Consider the following 15881-nt stretch of genomic DNA (forward strand, 5'->3'; position numbering starts at 1 on the left):
ACAGCTTTAAATAAGGATGAAGGATAAAGGATTAAGGATACAAAATCGCCTCAAAGACGCGCATGAGGGTGGCTTACCTACGTAATATTTCAAAGATTAAATAGGAATCCAAAACTTTAGTTAAGCGAGCGTAAAGTGGTACAATACCTCGTTCGCATAGCGGATTTGATATGATGCAGTACAATATTTTTATAATACACATACTACATGAATGTCAAGCAGCACTTTTTTTCACCATACAAAAGTATCTTCTCTCTTAAGTGGAGCGATCGGGTGCGACAGTTCGCCAAATAATTCAGCATTCTTCAGGATGCATGGGAAATTTCTGGAATCCAAAAAAGATGGCGTGTATAATAGAAATACCTACATATCCATAGTGGATGACCAGAGCGATCATCTGTTATCGAATGTTGGTTCCGACAAACAGGCATCGACTAACTGTCGATTACAGGGCAAGCTACGGCAAACAATGATACCTTGTAGGTCAGATGACCCCTCAGATCCGTCAAAAACCTTGCGCTATCAGTTCTCCTGTCCTTAAGGGCGTAAATCCCTAAGTTTGCCCAGGTTTTGAGTAGCGCATCTTAAAATTAACGTGAGTTCGACGAAGCCAAAACAGACCTCACCCCAAACCCCTCTCCTCCTAGGAGAGGGAGGTCTATCGAACTCACGTTAAAATTAAGGACAGTAAAACATAGCAATCCTATCTAATTTGTGAAAAAATCTCAGTACTGTAGGGTGGGCTGTAGCCCTACCTACGTGTATTTCAAAAATCAAATAGGAGTGTTATGGAATAGTTTTAGTTATAAAAGTAGTCAAAAGCCCCATGCGGTATCTCGTTAAATTGCTTAAAACTGAAGAAGGATACGCTGTTTGGTGTCCAGCCTTGCGTGGATGTTGTTCTCAAGGTGAAACGGAGGCAGAGGCTTTAGAAAATATTAAGATTGCAATTCAAGAGTACTTGGAAGTTGTTGAGGAACTGAACCAGGAAGGAGAATCATATTACGTGGATCTGGAGGTTGGCGTTGCCTAAACTACCTGGTATTGCACATCAAAGAGCAGTCAAAGCTTTTGAGAAAGCCGGTTTCCAAGTAGTGAGACAAAGTAAACACATAATCATGAGTAATGGTGAAACGGTAATTGTTATTCCCAGACATGACCCCATTAATGCTTATACAATGGGCATTATTGTTCGAGATGCGGGTCTGACAATTGAACAATTTGTCGAGTTACTGTAACGTGAGTATCCGGTGACACAGGCGCTTCAGCAAAGGATTATCGTGACTGATAACTAAAATACCAATACCAATTTGACGTGCGTAGTCAATAACTGCACGCCAAATCAGTGCTTGGGTATTTGCATCTAGCATAGCAGTCATTTCGTCAGCAATCAGGTAGCGAGTTCGCAATCCTAAAGAACGAGCAACGGCTACTCGCTGGAGTTCACCGCCACTTAATTCATGGGGAAAACGATTGAGCCAACTAGGGTGAATGCTGAGTGCTTGGAGCAATTCTGGTGATGGAGCCTGTCCTTCTTGAAGAATCTTTCCAATCCGCCACCGGGGATTCATAGCCAGTTCAGGATTTTGGAAAATCAGTTGCACGGGAAAGTAGCCTCTGCGAGGTAAAGGCTGCTCCTCTACAGTGACATGACCCTTTGTAGGTTGGATATACCCTGCTAGAATCTTACCCAAAGTTGTTTTGCCAAGACCACTTGCTCCACTTAAACCCAAAATTTCACCAGAAGAGACTTCTATACTAAAGTCCCGAAATATCCAAGGCTTGTTTCGTTCATAGCGAAACGATAACTGTTCACCCTTCAGCATGGATACACCTCACAAAAGCATATTGTATTTGACGAAGTTGAGGTCTTGCTTTGAGACAATCATCTGTTACACGGGAGCAGCGATCGCCAAACAAACACCCTGTTGGAAGTGCGTCGGGGTTTGGCTGTGCGCCCGGTACTGGAATGAAATCATTTTGTGGAAGACTTCGCCACAGAGCCTGAGTGTAAGGATGATGCAGGTTGCCTTGAGTAAAATTATCTCTATAAGTAATTTCCACAGTAGTGCCTGCATAAAAAACTGCTATCTTATTAGCAATTTGTAAAGCGGCTTCCAAGTCGTGGGTAATCAAAATAACGCCTTTTCCTGCTGTTGCTAGTTCCCGCAAATGGTTAAGCGTCTCTGCAATGAGTTCGGGGTTAAGACTGGAGGTTGGTTCATCAGCAATGACTAAATCGGCTTTTCCTATCGCTGCTGTTGCTACCAAAACTCGCCTTGCCATTCCTCCTGAGATTTGAAATGGGTAGCGGTGTTTGACTTCAGAGTCAAGCCCGTAGCGAGAGAACACGCGCTCGACAGACCGTCACACCATTAGCTGTAGATACCCCACTTAATTGAGCAGCTCTAAGCACTTGGGTGCCTACTGACATTAAGGGGTCAAGGTAACTGACAGACTGCGGAATCAAAGCAATTTCCTTTCCACGCAGCGTTGCTTGACGTTCCAGTGTGAGTGGTTCACCTTTGAATAACATTGTGCCGCTTACCCGTGCATTATGAGGCAAAACTCCCAAGACAGCATGAGCTAGCAAACTTTTTCCAGAACCACTAGAGCCTACCACTGCTACAACTTCACCTGCATTGACCTCTAAATCGAGATCGACTATCGTAGTGAGTTGCTTTTGAGCCAAGCCCACTTCATACATGGTAAAGGTAACGCTTAAGTTTTGAACTGATAACATTCGCTTTCACATCGACAATGGTGTACAAGCGCTTTTCTGAGCTGACGTCATCCACTGGATGATTATACACTTCTTAAAAGCGATAAAACCAGGAAGATAATTCTTCCCAATTTACAATACCTTTGTCAATTTTGAAGAGAGGTAGTGGTAGTAAAGAGAGGTTAACTCTCAAGAAACACATCCGATAAAGTCTATGTAGCGAGGGTTGCCAGAAATTGTATGGGTGTAATCTATTCGGCTTTGGCATTGGCTGAGAGTTGTTGGTTAAGCTTTGTGCAAGTGTGAAAAGGAGGCAATTGTCGTGTTGTGGGTGAGTAGGGTGAGTGAATTGAGTGAGTTTTATGTATTTAGCGATAGCAGGATTTGTGTAAATGTGGTGCGTGTTATACAGGCGATCGCTTTGGCACAGAGAGTAAGGTAGTACTGAATAAACTTTAACTTACTTAGTACTAGATGGTCATTTTGGTAACAATAATGCCTTGCAAATGACTCGCTCTGTTAATTTGCACCTAATTTCCAAGCTACGCCACGATTCGGCATTATACATCCCCTATCAGAAAACTGACTCCAACAAGCGTTCTCGTCGTAAATACGGTGAGAAAATTGATTACCGTCATCTTCCTCAACAATATTTGCGTCAAAGTCGTGTTGAGTCAGGTCTTCAAACGGATATTTATCAAGCGAATTTACTTCATAAAGAATTTGCCCAATATCTCAATGTAGTTATTTTAGTAAAAACTAATCTCACAACCCATGCTCGTAGCCATGTCATTCTATTTTCTAGTCACTTAGAATTGGATTATAACAAAATCATAGACTACTACAGTCTCCGTTTTCAAATAGAATTTAATTTCCGAGACGCTAAGCAGTTTTGGGGCTTGGAGGATTTTATGAACCTAAACCAAATTCCGGTGACTAATGCTGCTAACATGAGCCTTATTTATGGTCAACTTATCTTATGGTCTCCTAACTCAATTTCGTTCCAGTCATCCCGGCTCTGGGATTGTTGACCTTAAGGCTTTCTATCGTGGTTTTCAATATGTCCAGGCAATGTTAAAAATGCTGACTGTTAAACCAGAGCCTATTTTATTAACCCAGATTTTTGCCAAGCTTACCTCCTTGGGTCGCATTCATCCGCTTTCTACAGAAGTTCAACCCTCGTAAATTGGCGAAGGTATTGATTATGCCCAGTAAAAAGATTTACGTTCGAGAATATAAAGTCAGAGCGCATAAACGCATTATTCATACCAGGATTTACAACTTTATTTGTCAAGCCTGTCGTGCTGCAGTGCAAAGAGAAACTTACTGTACTGGTTGTCCAAAGTATGGAAACATATGCAATGGCGTAGAAAGTAAATGTTTGCGTACTAAGGATTAGTGCTCACCGGAGTGCAAAAGCTGGGAGAAGTGATTAATCCTGAGAATATCAATCTTCTCCCCTTGTCTTCAGTTCCTCTCAAGGAGCGATCGCTCTAAACACGTAAAATCAGGTAATCACCTCATCGGAAGGATTGCTAGCTAGAGCAACAAATTTTCCGCTATCATAGTAACGATTGTCATTATACTGTAGATATGGTCAGTTCCTTAACCCAGTCCCAGGACAACTTAAGCCAGCACGACAGCGAAAAACTCGTGCGGATTCGTCACACATGCGCTCATATCATGGCAATGGCAGTGCAAAAGCTATTTCCAGGGACTAAACTAGCAACTGGTCCGGTCACAGAAAATGGGTTTTACTACGACTTTGATTGTCCAGTCAGCATCACTACAGACGACTTGGACAAAATTGAGAACCAAATGTGGTGGATAATCAAAGCGAACTTGCCTATCATCCGCGAGGAGGTACAACGAGAGGAAATTCGTACCGAAATTGCCGAGTTGAACGAACCATTAAAATTAGAAATATTAGAACATATTCCACCAAAGGAGACAATCACCCGCTATTTTATTGGCAGTCCCGATACTGGTAAACCGGAATCTTCATTGTTCGTCACAGATATTCAACCAGCAAGTGACTATTGGTGGGACTTGTGCGCGGGACCACACGTTAACTTTACTGGAGAAATCCAACCTGATGCCTTTAAATTGTTGAATGTTGCTGGTGCTTATTGGCAAGGAGATGAAACCAAACCCCAACTGCAACGCATTTATGGCACAGCATGGGAAACAAAAGAAGAACTACTTGCTTACCTGAAACAGAGAGAAGAAGCCTTACGCCGCGACCACAGAAAGTTAGGGCAAGAACTCAACTTGTTCAGCATTCAAGAAGATGCTGGAGGTGGGTTAGTATTTTGGCATCCGAAAGGAGCAAGCATTCGCTATATTATTGAAGATTATTGGCGTCAAGCGCATCTAGAATCTGGTTATCAATTACTCTACACACCTCACATCGCAAACCTCGAATTATGGAAAACATCAGGTCATTTTGACTTTTATCAAGAGAATATGTTTGACTCAATGGAGGTGGAAAATCAGGCTTATCAAATCAAGCCGATGAATTGTCCATTTCATGTATTAACATACAAGCATCAACTACATTCCTATCGAGAATTCCCCTTGAGATGGGCAGAATTAGGAACAGTTTATCGTTTTGAACGTTCTGGGGCGCTACATGGTTTGATGAGAGTCAGAGGATTTACCCAAGATGACGCTCACATCTTCTGTTTACCCAACCAAATTGCAGATGAAATCTTAGGAGTTTTAAATCTCACAGAGCAGATTTTGTCAGATTTTGGCTTTAAAAATTATGAAGTAAATCTTTCTACCCGTCCTGGTAAATCAGTAGGGAGTGATGAAGTATGGGAGTTAGCAACTTCAGCATTAAGTCAAGCTTTGAATGCAAAAGGTTGGAATTATATTGTCGATGAAGGTGGTGGTGCTTTCTATGGTCCCAAAATTGACATCAAAATTCAAGATGCTATTGGTCGTCTCTGGCAATGTTCCACTATTCAAGTAGATTTTAATTTACCAGAACGGTTTGATATGGAATATATTGCCCCTGATGGGAGTCGCCAGCGCCCAATTATGATTCATCGAGCTATTTTTGGCTCTTTGGAACGCTTTTTTGGGATTTTGATTGAGAATTATGCTGGTAATTTTCCCTTATGGTTAGCACCAGTGCAACTGCGCCTATTACCTGTAAGCGATGAATTTCGGGAGTATGCAGAATCAGTGGCAATTTCTTTAAAAAAAGCTGGTATTAAGGTAGAAGTAGATAGTAGCGGTGAGCGTTTGGGCAAGCAAATTCGCACAGCCGAGTTAGAAAAAGTTCCAGTTGTTGCTGTCGTGGGTAAAAAAGAGGTGGAGAATCAAAATTTAAGTGTGAGAACTAGACAGTCCGGCGATTTAGGCGTCCTAAAGCTCGATGAACTTCTGCATCAGTTACAAGCAGCTATAGACTCCAAAACAGTCATTTAAACACAATCACAGACAAAAACAAAAATTTATTACTACGTCTAGTAGGGATTCTAACACGGATTCCACCCCCACCCTATGGAGATGGGGAGATAAAAAGTGGTTAGTGGCTAAAAACAACTACTAACCACTAACCACTAACCACTAACCACTAACAATTTTGAAATTTCTAGAAGTGTGAATTGATTATGGCTCAACTAACAGCATCAACTTCAAACTCAAGTCTCGATCTTCCCAAACTAGGAATGCCTGTTACCATTATCACTGGATTTTTAGGAAGTGGGAAAACTACACTGCTCAATCAAATTCTCAAAAATAAACAAGATTTAAAAGTCGCCGTACTTGTGAATGAGTTTGGTGATATTAATATCGATAGCCAATTGTTAATTTCTCTAGAGCAAGATATGGTAGAACTCAGCAATGGCTGTATATGCTGCACAATAAATGATAGTCTAGTTGATGCAGTTTATCGGGTTTTAGAACGAGAAGAACCCATTGATTATCTGGTAATTGAAACGACTGGTGTTGCCGATACCCTACCGATTATTTTAACGTTTCTTGGCACAGAACTAAAGTATTTAACAAACCTCGACTCTATTATCACAGTGGTAGACTCAGAGGGATTTGACTCGAATCATTTCGATAGTGAAGCTGCTTTAAAACAAATTATTTATGGAGATATTATTCTTTTAAATAAAACAGACCTCGTAACTCCAGAAAAACTAGAAGAAGTAGAAAATTTTATCAATGATGTAAAATTTGGGGCGAAAATTCTGCACACCAAATATGGGGAGGTAGCATTACCATTAATTCTAGGTGTAGGGTTAACTCCAACAGATGAGTATACTGCCAATATTGCTGAAGATACTCACGAGCACGAACACCATCATGACCATGACCACGAGCATCATCACGAACATGAGCATCACGAACATCACTCCCATCATTTAGAAAATGATGGATTTATTTCAATATCTTTCCAAGCTGATAGACCATTTGATGTTCATAAATTTGAAAGTTTTCTCACCGAAGAAATGCCACAAGAGGTCTTTCGAGCTAAGGGGATTTTGTGGTTTAGTGATAGTGACTTACGTCATAATATTTTTCAAATGAGCGGTCTTCGTTACAACTTACACGCTGATGGATGGCTTACTCCACCTAAAAATCAAGTAGTTTTTATTGGAAGAAAGTTAGATATCGGTCAAATTTACTTGCAGCTTAACAAATGTTTGGTATGATTAAGTAGTGTTAAGCGATCGCTCAACTGAGTTAATAGTTATAATTCATTATTCTCCAATTGAATTATAGCTCTTGACTATTAACTAAATCATAATTTCCTCCAATTGAACCAAGAAAATGACTCTATCGATTCGTCCCGATACAAATTCTGCTGCTCAGATGTTGCCATCTCTATCTACTCAGCAGTTGCCAACTGTAACAGAAGCCGAAATGATGCAGGCTGTGCGTACTTTGCTTATTGGATTAGGAGAAAATCCAGATAGAGAAGGATTGAAAGATACTCCCAAACGAGTTGTCAAAGCTTTACAATTTTTGACAAAAGGATATTATGAATCTTTAGACGATCTGCTAAATGGAGCAGTCTTTACAGAAGATGCCAATGAAATGGTGTTAGTCAGGGATATCGATATTTTTAGTTCCTGCGAGCATCATATTCTGCCAATTATTGGTCGCGCTCATGTTGCTTACATTCCAAATGGTAAGGTGATAGGATTATCAAAAATTGCCCGCATTTGTGAAATGTATGCCCGACGGTTGCAAGTGCAAGAACGTCTCACTCTACAAATTGCTGATGCGCTGCAAGGTTTACTCAAACCCCAAGGGGTTGCAGTGGTCATAGAAGCAACTCATATGTGTATGGTGATGCGAGGCGTGCAAAAACCAGGTTCTTGGACTGTCACTAGTGCAATGCGCGGTGTGTTTGCAGAAGACGCACGAACTCGTGAGGAGTTTATGAACTTGATCCGGCACAACGCTAAGTTTTAGTAACTTTATCAAACCTGGGCAATGGTAGCAAGAGTTGTCATTGCCTTGCACTACCTTCAAGATAAAAGGCAATTTCAATATGAATAAAGAGCAGAGCCGCTTTGATTTTGACTCAAATCCAACATTCCAAACGATAGATTATGCCGTAGCAGCACGTAGTTTTGTGCCCGGTTATGAGTCGATATTCAATATGGCAGTTGCGCTCTTGGATGCAAGTGTGCCAGAGCAGGCTCATCTACTAATTGTGGCAGCTGGCGGCGGTATGGAACTCATAACTTTTGGTCAAGCGCGATCGCACTGGCTTTTTACAGGCGTTGACCCTTGGGCAAAAATGCTGGCAACCGCCCAAGAAAAAGTAGCCAAACAAGGGTTAACAAACCGGGTCAAGCTCCACCAGGGGTTAACCCATGAACTGCCTCTCACTCCCCTGTATGATGCAGCAACTTGCATTCTTGCTATGCACTTTCTCCCTGATGACGGAGCAAAACTGTCACTACTTCAAAGTATTTCGCAACGTCTCAAACCAGGAGCTAAATTTATTCTGGTTGATTTGTGTGAGGAGAAAGGCTCAGAAAGGTTTAACGATTTCCTAAAAGCTTACAAATATCACGCACGTAACTTAGGAATGTCGCCAGAAATAGTAGAGGAAACAGCAAGCAAAGTCGTACATCTCGATTGTATCTCTGAGGAAAGAACGATTGAACTATTACAAGAAGCAAATTTTAGCAAGATTAATCGATTTTTCACAGCCCTCTGGTTCAGAGGTTGGATAGCAACAAAAAATACTTAATGTTCCAGAAGTTTAATTATCTGTAGTAAACGCTAATGAATCAAAATTTATTGTGGGTTGAAAAACTTAAGTTTAACGAGCGAGATTTAATTCCTGCCATAGCGCAAGATTACCGCGATGGTACTGTTTTGATGATGGCTTGGATGAACTCGGAATCAATTCAAAAAACATTATCCACAGGGGAAGCTCATTATTTGAGTCGTTCGCGTTCCCAATTATGGCATAAAGGCGCAACATCTGGACATATTCAAAAAGTAAAAGAGCTTTTTTACGACTGTGACGGAGATACCATCTTGCTAAAAGTTGACCAAATTGGTGAGATTGCTTGTCACACTGGCGCGAGAAGTTGTTTTTTTAATGCTGTGCAAATTTATCCTCAATCTTAATTTTTGAATTGATTATGACTCTGACAATTTACAACACCCTCACACGTTGCAAAGAACCTTATTCTCAATTAGATAAAAATGATTATTATTACATTTTATGTCTGTACCAAACATTAGAGTTAGACATTGCGCGTTCGCCCCTGTCCTAAGACACCCAATCGAGGTAATGCCATTGCCGTTAGAAAAATCGCCAATTGGGTTGCTACAATACTAGGACCTGATGGCAAATTGAACCCCGCAGAAAAGAGTATTCCAATCACCGCACTCAACGCCCCTAGCCCCGCCGATAGCACGACGTAGTTGGCAAATGTACGACTCAGCAACCGGGCGGCACAGGCAGGAATCACCACAAACGCACTCACCAGTAATACCCCGATCGCCTTAATCGAAATTCCCACCACCAGCGACAGCAGCACAATAAACGCTGCGCGATGAGCCGAAACCGACACACCACGAGCGATCGCCAGTGGTTCATGCAGCGTCAACAACATTTGCGATCGCAACGTGAGCATAATAAAGAGGGTACAAACCAGCAACAACCCCGTACTAAAGACTAAATCCGGTTCTTGCACTGCCAGAATATCGCCAAACAAAAGATTATTCAGTCCCCCTTTGTACTGTCCCACAAAACTGAGCATAATAATGGCGATCGCCAATGACGAGGAATAAATGATGTTGAGTAAAGCATCCGTCCACAAGCGAGTCCGTTCCAGCAGGTACGTCACGACCAAAGCAAATACAACCGCAAAAGGGAGCAATACCACCGAGGGATTTAACCCCAGGAGCAAGCCGATGCTAATGCCTAACAATGCAGAGTGACCCAACGCATCGCTGAAGAAAGACAACTGGCGCAAGATTGTAAAACTGCCCAGCATTCCCCCCATCAATCCGGTGAGAATGCCGCCGAGCATGGCGCGTTGCATGAAGGGATATTGGAATAATTCGAGGATGCGGGTGAGTTCAGTCGGCATAAGGGAGTGGGGAGTAAGGGCTAACAGTGATGGTGATAGCGAACGAATTCAGAGCCATAGGCAGCAGAAAGATTGTCGGGAGAAAGGGCAACTTCTGGGGTTCCCTGACAAAGTAAAGTGCGATTGAGACACAGAACGCGATCGCAATGCCGCCGCACCATATTTAGATCGTGAGAGATTTGCAAAATTGTCCAGCCTTGCTCAAGCTTAAGTTGATAGAGCAATTGATAAAACTCAGTTTCACCGCGCATATCCAATCCTGCCGGAGCTTCATCTAGAATCAACAATCGACGTGGGTAAACCAGGCAATATGCCAGCAACACCCGCTTCGTTTCACCTCCAGAAAGCCCACCGATCGGTTGCTGTCTAAGATGGAGTGCATCTACCTTGGCTAAAGCATCTCGAACGGCATGACGACGTTTTCTACTGTTTGCCCAAGGCAGTTGAAATCCTAGCCTGTCCCAGCCCAAACCGACCAGTTCTTCCACCGTCATCGGGATACGGCGATCAAATAGGAAGTTTTGTGGCAGGTAGGCAATCTGTTGACGGATCTGTGGCGCGAGTGAACCTTTGCGGCTCAACGGTTGCCCCAGAATGAAAACGTTCCCAGTAAGACGCGGCAGAATACCCAGAATGGCTTGCACCAGCGTACTTTTGCCTGCCCCATTCGGGCCAACGATCGCCGTATCGGTGCCTGCCTCCAGGGAAAAGGAAACATCCTGCACCGCCGCGTAGGTTTCACGGGTAATCGTGAGTTGCTCAACTGCAAGTACAACTTCTTTCAAGTCAAAAAGCCCTCCTAAAACCTGAACCCAACTCGCTGTGGCACTACTGCAACAGGCTGAGGCATCCAGATGGGCAACACAGATTGGGTTGAACCACCTAAAGCAGTGACTAAACTCTGCACGTTCTGACGCATGGTTGTGATGTAATAGTTCGGTTCCAGGGCTTCGGAACCACCAGTTTCAATCGGATTAAAGGTGCCGATCTTGACATTTAGATCCTTTGCCAGCCCTGCAAACGCATTTTCTCCAGCTTGAGGTTCCGTCAGAATCGCTTTGAGATTAGATTCCTTCACTTCATCTGTCACCCGTTTGACATCATTCGGCGATGGATTTTCTTCCGGCACATCTACCAAGAAATTGGCTTTCAAGTTATAGCTCTGGGCAAAGTAGGGGGCAAAGTCATGGAAGGCAACAAAGGTTTTACCCGCATAGGGTTGCAGTTTTTTTGTGATTTCAGCATCTAAATCTCGCAGTTGTTTGATATAAGCGGCTGCGTTTGCCGTGTAGGTTTCCTTTCCACCAGGGTCAGCCGCAATCAGTCCATCTCGAATGTTTTCAACTTGTTCAATGGCACGTTTGGGATCGAGCCAGATATGAGGATTGTATTTTCCATGATCGTGTCCATGTCCGGCTTCTGCTTTTTCATTTGCGCCATGCTCGTGGTCATGACCCTCGATCGACTCACTGGCGATCGTTTTCACGCCCTGACTCGAATCAATCACTTTCAGATTAGCATTGCCCGCATTCTTGACCAGATCCTCCAGAAATTCCTCCATCTCCAGCCCGTTCTGCACCAGCACATCGGCTTTAGCCAGCTTTTGGGCATCCTCTGGTCTTGCCTGAAAATCATGGGGACCGACATTGGTTGGCAGTAGCTGTGTCACTTCGGCGCGATCGCCCGCCACCGCTTTTGTAAACTGAGTGATGGGTAAAAACGTTGTCACCACTTGCAACTCATCCGTTGTTGCTGCGGTCGTCGATTGAGCCTGCGAATTTGAGCTGGTCGAAGGTGCATTTGCCGCACAACTGCCTAAACTAAGGGCGATCGCGGATACAACCACTACGGAAAACCGACGAATGAGATTGTTGGATGGCGGTAATTTTGTTTTTGAATGAATCATGTGAAAGGTTCTCACAACGAATTGGGAAAGTGAAGGGGTGATGGGGTGATGAGGTAGATGGACTACTCCCTCCTTACCGCAACATCAACGCCACATCTTTAGCAAAGTAAGTCAAAATCAAATCCGCACCGGCTCGCTTCATGCTCGTTAGCGTCTCTAAAATCACTTTTTTCTCATCAATCCAACCCTGTTCCGCAGCGGCTTTAATCATGGCGTACTCACCACTGACGTTGTAGGCGGCGACAGGTAAATTTGTATGCTGTTTGATTTGGCAAATAACATCCAGATACGCCAGCGCAGGTTTGACCATGACAATATCTGCCCCTTCTGCAATGTCTAAATCTACTTCTTTGATTGCTTCCCTCGCATTTGCAGCATCCATCTGATAGGTTTTCTTGTCGCCAAACTTGGGGGCTGAATCCAGCGCATCCCGGAACGGACCGTAATAAGCAGACGCATATTTGGCGGAGTAGGCAAGAATTCCCACGTCGATCCATCCTTCCGCATCTAGTGCCTGACGAATCGCGCCCACTCGACCATCCATCATGTCCGAAGGGGCAACGAAATCGGCTCCGGCTTCTGCCTGCACGATCGCCTGTTTCACCAACACCGCAACCGTTTCATCGTTGAGAATCTTGCCATCCTGCACAATGCCGTCATGCCCTTCACTGCTGTAAGGGTCAAGGGCAACATCGGTAATAACCAGAATATCGGGTACGGCTTGCTTGATGGTTCGCACCGCACGAGGAATTAAGCCATCCGGGTTATAGCTCTCGGTCCCCGCATTATCTTTTTGGTCATAGGGAATGAGGGGAAACAGGGCGATCGCGCCAATTCCCAACTCATACGCCTGCTTCACCTCATCCAGCAGCAAATCTAGCGTGTAACGGTAGCAACCAGGCATTGATAGCACTGATTCCTGTTGCTTCTCCCCTTCCATGACAAACAGGGGATAAATCAAATCTTCTACGCGCAAGATATGCTCTCGCACCATACGACGCAGGGTTTCGGTTCGCCGCAACCGTCGAGGACGATGGGCGATCGCTGGCATAGTCGATTTGGCTTGGTGTCCAGAATCGGCGGGGTCGATTTCTGTTGGCGAAGTTTGAGGTGCAAGCGTTGAGGTTTCAGTCAGGCTCATAGTATAATAAGGATTGTCATTATTCGCCTATTCTACAGCACCCACTGTAAAAACTGACTCTTCATCATTGGTGGGGTATTTGCAGTTAATTGCGAATTGCTCAAGGGTTTTTCCAAAAAATGTATCTAAGAATACGGTTTTTTTGACAACGATCGATCTTATACGCATCTTTCTGTGGGAGATGGGCTACGCCCCGCCATAGGCGATCGCAGAACTTTTAGGTCTACTGAATTTACTAGTTGCAGCATACAACGTTAGCGCCCTATCTTTTTTCGATCCAGATTGCACCATCAAACTTTATTTTACGCTACTATGAGAAAAATTATTATTATATTTTGATATGGTCAGTTCCTTAACCAAGTCCCAGGATAACCTAACCCAGTACAACACTGAGAAACTGGTGTGGATTCGTCATACCTGCGCCCATATTATGGCAATGGCAATTACGTTGGACGCGATGGACGTGAATTTTTATCTGTAGGTGGCACTTCAATAGCAAACCCCAATTACAATCGCCTGACTTTTCTATTTTCCCATCTATTCGAGGAGGCGACCAATAACCATTTCCACGCTATTGGAGCCTAAAGCGTTACAGGTGGGACGCCAGAAAACCCAATTATTTCATCAACAAGCACTAACAACCGAGCTTATGGTGCTCTAGCACAGTTGACTGTTACACCAAGCGATCGCTTTTTGCTAGTGAGAAATTTTTGTTCAACAAAGCCTTCTGATTACCGAATTTAGTATGCTATACTGTTAATCCTTCTCATTTTTATAAGAAAAACCGCTGAAAACCCTTGAGGTTGAGACTCATTAATGAATAGAAATCTACGATTATTTCTTTACGGCATCCAGTCCCAGATGAATTATAAATTCTCAATTCCGAATTATGTTTGAATATGACTACACCTAGAATTACTGTTGTTGCAGGTCCAGCAGGTGTCGGAAAAACAACTTGGATCTATCAACACATAGCTACTCCAGATGCAAATGACCGCGTTAGTGAAGAGGTACTATATCTTTGTCTTGGAAGTGGAAATATTCCTATTGACCAAACTTACCTAAAAGCAGAATTGCCTCACATTAAAGTCTTTGGGGACGATCGACAAGTTGATTTTTTCAACCAGTTACCCAAAGCAGATGCGGTTTATATAGAACTGGGGTCTTATTTGCAATTAGGAGTAGTAGCTCAAGTTTTAGATAATTTACCTTATTGGAAAGTTGCGCTCCTTCCACCACAATTGACTCCTAAATATTCTGATTGGTATTCCTGGGCAGAAGCAATTTTACCAGGTGCAGCTATTGACACCAATACGGACACGACTCATCTATGGCGTGTATTAACTACTGGTGAAGTCATTGACGAAGATAGTTTACATGAGTTTTGGTATGAAATAACTCACGGCGCTTATGGTAAAGTTGCTCGTGCGAAGGGAATTTTTGAAGTGGCTGATGGACGAAGTCTTTACGCTGATTTTGTCTCAGGTGTACCATCAACGGAGTTTCTGGAGTTCAACCTACCGCGCTATTTAGAAGGTAGACCAAAGCGTTTCAGTGGGATAGAAGTGTTGGGGCAAAACTTGGATGAAGCAGCAATGCATCAAACTTTAGAAGATTGTTGTTTGTCAGAAGTTGCCATTCGCCAATACCAACAACAAGTCAAACAAATTTTACTTGAGGAGATCCAAGCGTGAAAATAGCAGTCATGTCATGTATTCATGGTAATTATGAAGCCTTAGATGCTGTTTTACTCGATATCGACAAACAGAAAGCTGAGAAAATTTACTGTCTTGGTGATTTGGTGGGATATGGTCCCTACCCAAATGCAGTCGTGGCACAAATTCGCTCTTTAGATATTCCAACTTGTGCTGGTTGTTGGGATGAAGATATTGTTGAGGGATTGAATGCTTGCGATTGCAGTTATCCTTCATTGCTGGCTGAAAAACGTGGAAAATTGGCTCATGAATGGACGAATAAGGAAATTTATCCAGAAAATCGCGAATACTTAGCAAAGCTGACTCACAGTTTGCGTGAAGGGAACCTCGCATTTGTTCACGGTAGTCCACACAGCAACCATGAATATTTGTTACCAGAACTTGACGCTTTCATGGCGCTAGAACGAGTCCTTTCTACAGGAGCAGATGTGCTGTTTTGTGGTCATACACATATACCTTATGTTCGTACATTGAATGCAGGGAGTTTACAAGTATGCCTCAAAAGTAAAAGTGTGGAAGAAAAAGTTCAGAGTTTTCATGCACCCTTAAAACGAATTATCAATGTTGGTTCGGTAGGAGAACCCAGACATGGGCGACCAAATGCCACTTATGTTATTTATGACACGGATACTGAAGAAGTGATATTGCGGGAAGTTTCTTACGATTATCAGAAAACTTGTGCAGCAATTATTGAAAAGGGTTTACCGACAATCTTTGCTTGGCGTTTGGCGAACTCTTTGGAGTTTGCGGAACGGGCGGATGACCCAACTCATGTTTGTACAAGGTAATGGTTAGTGGTTAGTGGTTAGTG

At 43.2% G+C, this 15881-nt stretch carries 19 protein-coding genes and 1 pseudogene; 13 read left to right on the forward strand and 7 right to left on the reverse strand.

Translation table 11 applies throughout. The annotated features are described in order from the left end of the window. The first annotated feature begins 211 nt into the window (after window positions 1-211). The 3 genes from F7734_RS19875 (at window position 212) to F7734_RS19885 (ending at window position 1238) form a co-directional block, all read left to right on the forward strand. Window positions 212-541, forward strand: a complete 330-nt coding sequence (locus F7734_RS19875; RefSeq protein ID WP_155746298.1) for a hypothetical protein — start codon at window positions 212-214, stop codon at window positions 539-541. A 285-nt stretch (window positions 542-826) separates the two neighbouring features. Next, a complete protein-coding gene (locus tag F7734_RS19880; RefSeq protein WP_155746299.1) occupies window positions 827-1033 on the forward strand; it encodes a type II toxin-antitoxin system HicB family antitoxin in 207 nt (68 codons plus the stop codon). Then, a complete protein-coding gene (locus tag F7734_RS19885; RefSeq protein ID WP_155746300.1) occupies window positions 1026-1238 on the forward strand; it encodes a type II toxin-antitoxin system HicA family toxin in 213 nt (70 codons plus the stop codon). The genes F7734_RS19880 and F7734_RS19885 overlap by 8 nt, the downstream gene beginning before the upstream one ends. Here F7734_RS19885 and F7734_RS19890 read toward each other — a convergent pair. Genes F7734_RS19890 through F7734_RS63630 form a run of 3 tightly spaced genes read right to left on the reverse strand, consistent with a single transcriptional unit; the run spans window position 1230 to window position 2743 of the window. After that, on the reverse strand, window positions 1230-1826 hold the full coding sequence (locus tag F7734_RS19890; RefSeq protein ID WP_155746301.1) for an ATP-binding cassette domain-containing protein: 597 nt from the start codon (window positions 1824-1826) through the stop codon (window positions 1230-1232). The two genes, F7734_RS19885 and F7734_RS19890, sit on opposite strands and share 9 nt — an antisense overlap. Next, entirely contained in the window at window positions 1813-2352 is a 540-nt protein-coding gene (locus F7734_RS63625) for an oligopeptide/dipeptide ABC transporter ATP-binding protein (protein ID WP_347566240.1), read from the reverse strand. The genes F7734_RS19890 and F7734_RS63625 overlap by 14 nt, the downstream gene beginning before the upstream one ends. Beyond that, complete coding sequence (locus F7734_RS63630; protein ID WP_279239740.1) at window positions 2330-2743, reverse strand: ATP-binding cassette domain-containing protein; 414 nt, start codon at window positions 2741-2743, stop codon at window positions 2330-2332. The genes F7734_RS63625 and F7734_RS63630 overlap by 23 nt, the downstream gene beginning before the upstream one ends. Window positions 2744-3177: 434 nt before the next feature. Between F7734_RS63630 and F7734_RS19900 the strand changes: the two are divergent. The 7 genes and pseudogenes from F7734_RS19900 to hisI form a co-directional block, all read left to right on the forward strand. Beyond that, window positions 3178-3907 (forward strand): annotated as a pseudogene (locus tag F7734_RS19900) (transposase); the annotation flags it as partial. A 19-nt stretch (window positions 3908-3926) separates the two neighbouring features. Next, the gene (locus tag F7734_RS19905) at window positions 3927-4121 is read left to right on the forward strand and encodes a hypothetical protein (RefSeq protein WP_155746302.1); all 195 of its coding nucleotides are present in this window, start codon (window positions 3927-3929) and stop codon (window positions 4119-4121) included. 194 nt (window positions 4122-4315) lie between these two features. After that, the gene (gene thrS / locus F7734_RS19910; RefSeq protein ID WP_155746303.1) at window positions 4316-6160 is read left to right on the forward strand and encodes a threonine--tRNA ligase; all 1845 of its coding nucleotides are present in this window, start codon (window positions 4316-4318) and stop codon (window positions 6158-6160) included. Between the two features lie 185 nt (window positions 6161-6345). Then, entirely contained in the window at window positions 6346-7395 is a 1050-nt protein-coding gene (locus F7734_RS19915) for a GTP-binding protein (RefSeq protein ID WP_155746304.1), read from the forward strand. A 118-nt stretch (window positions 7396-7513) separates the two neighbouring features. Continuing rightward, window positions 7514-8161, forward strand: a complete 648-nt coding sequence (gene folE, locus F7734_RS19920; RefSeq protein WP_155746305.1) for a GTP cyclohydrolase I FolE — start codon at window positions 7514-7516, stop codon at window positions 8159-8161. 79 nt (window positions 8162-8240) lie between these two features. Further along, window positions 8241-8951: a class I SAM-dependent methyltransferase gene (locus F7734_RS19925; protein WP_155746306.1), complete on the forward strand. Its 711-nt coding sequence runs from the start codon at window positions 8241-8243 to the stop codon at window positions 8949-8951. 35 nt (window positions 8952-8986) lie between these two features. Then, window positions 8987-9337, forward strand: coding sequence for a phosphoribosyl-AMP cyclohydrolase (hisI, locus tag F7734_RS19930; RefSeq protein WP_155746307.1), 351 nt, complete (start codon window positions 8987-8989; stop codon window positions 9335-9337). Window positions 9338-9456: 119 nt separating this feature from the next. Here the strand turns inward: hisI and F7734_RS19935 are convergent, their stop codons facing one another. The 4 genes from F7734_RS19935 to hemB form a co-directional block, all read right to left on the reverse strand. After that, window positions 9457-10260, reverse strand: coding sequence for a metal ABC transporter permease (locus F7734_RS19935; RefSeq protein WP_243146977.1), 804 nt, complete (start codon window positions 10258-10260; stop codon window positions 9457-9459). 68 nt (window positions 10261-10328) lie between these two features. Beyond that, on the reverse strand, window positions 10329-11093 hold the full coding sequence (locus tag F7734_RS19940; RefSeq protein ID WP_155746309.1) for a metal ABC transporter ATP-binding protein: 765 nt from the start codon (window positions 11091-11093) through the stop codon (window positions 10329-10331). Between the two features lie 14 nt (window positions 11094-11107). Further along, on the reverse strand, window positions 11108-12229 hold the full coding sequence (locus F7734_RS19945; protein WP_347566241.1) for a metal ABC transporter substrate-binding protein: 1122 nt from the start codon (window positions 12227-12229) through the stop codon (window positions 11108-11110). A 58-nt stretch (window positions 12230-12287) separates the two neighbouring features. After that, complete coding sequence (gene hemB, locus F7734_RS19950; protein ID WP_207714151.1) at window positions 12288-13265, reverse strand: porphobilinogen synthase; 978 nt, start codon at window positions 13263-13265, stop codon at window positions 12288-12290. Window positions 13266-13757: 492 nt separating this feature from the next. Here hemB and F7734_RS19955 point away from each other — a divergent pair, with 492 nt between their 5' ends. The 3 genes from F7734_RS19955 to F7734_RS19965 all read left to right on the forward strand — a co-directional run bounded on the left by F7734_RS19955 (window position 13758) and on the right by F7734_RS19965 (window position 15858). Further along, window positions 13758-13940 (forward strand): hypothetical protein, encoded by a 183-nt coding sequence (locus F7734_RS19955; RefSeq protein WP_155746311.1) that lies wholly within the window; start codon window positions 13758-13760, stop codon window positions 13938-13940. Window positions 13941-14254: 314 nt separating this feature from the next. Continuing rightward, window positions 14255-15049 (forward strand): GTP-binding protein, encoded by a 795-nt coding sequence (locus F7734_RS19960; protein ID WP_155746312.1) that lies wholly within the window; start codon window positions 14255-14257, stop codon window positions 15047-15049. After that, a complete protein-coding gene (locus tag F7734_RS19965; RefSeq protein ID WP_166482014.1) occupies window positions 15046-15858 on the forward strand; it encodes a metallophosphoesterase family protein in 813 nt (270 codons plus the stop codon). The genes F7734_RS19960 and F7734_RS19965 overlap by 4 nt, the downstream gene beginning before the upstream one ends. The last annotated feature ends 23 nt before the right edge of the window (window positions 15859-15881 follow it).

The organism is Scytonema sp. UIC 10036, from assembly GCF_009725235.1.

Excerpts from the sequence above, each read along its gene's own strand:
- hisI (WP_155746307.1), top strand. The coding sequence starts at position 8,987 with ATGAATCAAAATTTATTGTGGGTTGAAAAACTTAAGTTTAACGAGCGA.
- F7734_RS19915 (WP_155746304.1), top strand. The coding sequence starts at position 6,346 with ATGGCTCAACTAACAGCATCAACTTCAAACTCAAGTCTCGATCTTCCC.
- F7734_RS19925 (WP_155746306.1), top strand. The coding sequence starts at position 8,241 with ATGAATAAAGAGCAGAGCCGCTTTGATTTTGACTCAAATCCAACATTC.
- hemB (WP_207714151.1), bottom strand. The coding sequence starts at position 13,265 with ATGCCAGCGATCGCCCATCGTCCTCGACGGTTGCGGCGAACCGAAACC.
- F7734_RS19890 (WP_155746301.1), bottom strand. The coding sequence starts at position 1,826 with ATGCTGAAGGGTGAACAGTTATCGTTTCGCTATGAACGAAACAAGCCT.
- F7734_RS19880 (WP_155746299.1), top strand. The coding sequence starts at position 827 with ATGCGGTATCTCGTTAAATTGCTTAAAACTGAAGAAGGATACGCTGTT.
- F7734_RS19960 (WP_155746312.1), top strand. The coding sequence starts at position 14,255 with ATGACTACACCTAGAATTACTGTTGTTGCAGGTCCAGCAGGTGTCGGA.
- F7734_RS19905 (WP_155746302.1), top strand. The coding sequence starts at position 3,927 with ATGCCCAGTAAAAAGATTTACGTTCGAGAATATAAAGTCAGAGCGCAT.
- F7734_RS63630 (WP_279239740.1), bottom strand. The coding sequence starts at position 2,743 with ATGTTATCAGTTCAAAACTTAAGCGTTACCTTTACCATGTATGAAGTG.
- F7734_RS19875 (WP_155746298.1), top strand. The coding sequence starts at position 212 with ATGTCAAGCAGCACTTTTTTTCACCATACAAAAGTATCTTCTCTCTTA.
- thrS (WP_155746303.1), top strand. The coding sequence starts at position 4,316 with ATGGTCAGTTCCTTAACCCAGTCCCAGGACAACTTAAGCCAGCACGAC.
- F7734_RS19935 (WP_243146977.1), bottom strand. The coding sequence starts at position 10,260 with ATGCAACGCGCCATGCTCGGCGGCATTCTCACCGGATTGATGGGGGGA.
- folE (WP_155746305.1), top strand. The coding sequence starts at position 7,514 with ATGACTCTATCGATTCGTCCCGATACAAATTCTGCTGCTCAGATGTTG.